Origin of the sequence: Paraburkholderia bengalensis (assembly GCF_037126505.1) — a bacterium.
In the GTDB taxonomy this organism is placed as follows: Bacteria; Pseudomonadota; Gammaproteobacteria; order Burkholderiales; family Burkholderiaceae; genus Paraburkholderia; species Paraburkholderia bengalensis.
In genome coordinates this window covers 1-589 of record NZ_JACFYJ010000290.1, presented here as the reverse complement: position 1 = coordinate 589, position 589 = coordinate 1, and the positions used below count along the sequence as shown (strand labels likewise).

The 589-nt window shown below is 54.0% G+C and carries 1 protein-coding gene; it reads left to right on the top strand.

The window, feature by feature from the left end; translation table 11 throughout:
• Positions 1 to 130: 130 nt before the first annotated feature.
• Entirely contained in the window at positions 131 to 484 is a 354-nt protein-coding gene (locus H3V53_RS43300) for a BON domain-containing protein (RefSeq protein ID WP_336603055.1), read from the top strand.
• Positions 485 to 589 lie beyond the last annotated feature (105 nt).

Below are 589 nucleotides of genomic sequence, written 5' to 3'. Positions count from 1 at the left end.
CCTACAATCCGATTGCTGAACGTCGTGGCCGCGGGTCATCAACGTCGGGATTTTCTTTCGCCGCACTTTGATGACCAGCGATCTTTTCGAGTCTCTCCACCCAGTTTGGAACTCACCCGAAGGAGAAGAGATGAAATCCATGAAGACCTACGTTGCCGCAGCGATCACCGTCAGTGCCGTTGTCGCCACCGCACCCGTCGTTAACGCACAAGAGACGAGCGCGGCAGCGTCGCCAACAGCCCCCTCTAGTTCGTCGAATAGAGCAGCAAATAGAGAGTTGGCGAAGCGAGTTCAGACGGCGTTGTACAAGCAAAAAGGCATGGACTGGAGCGATGTTCACGCCATCGCTCGTAGCGGCAAGATCTATCTTGTAGGAATGGTTCCGAAACAGGCGCAGATAGATCTCGCAGGGAAGGTTGCTGAGGGTGTATCTGGCGTTACGTCCGTCCAGAACAATTTGACAGTGGAGGAAGAAGGGCATTAATGGTTGAATCCAACCGCATCCCCTTTGACTACAATGGCGCGCCTTGAGGACAGGAATGTTATGTTTTCAACGGCGACGCCGTTGCAAGGGAAGGCATGAAGGGCA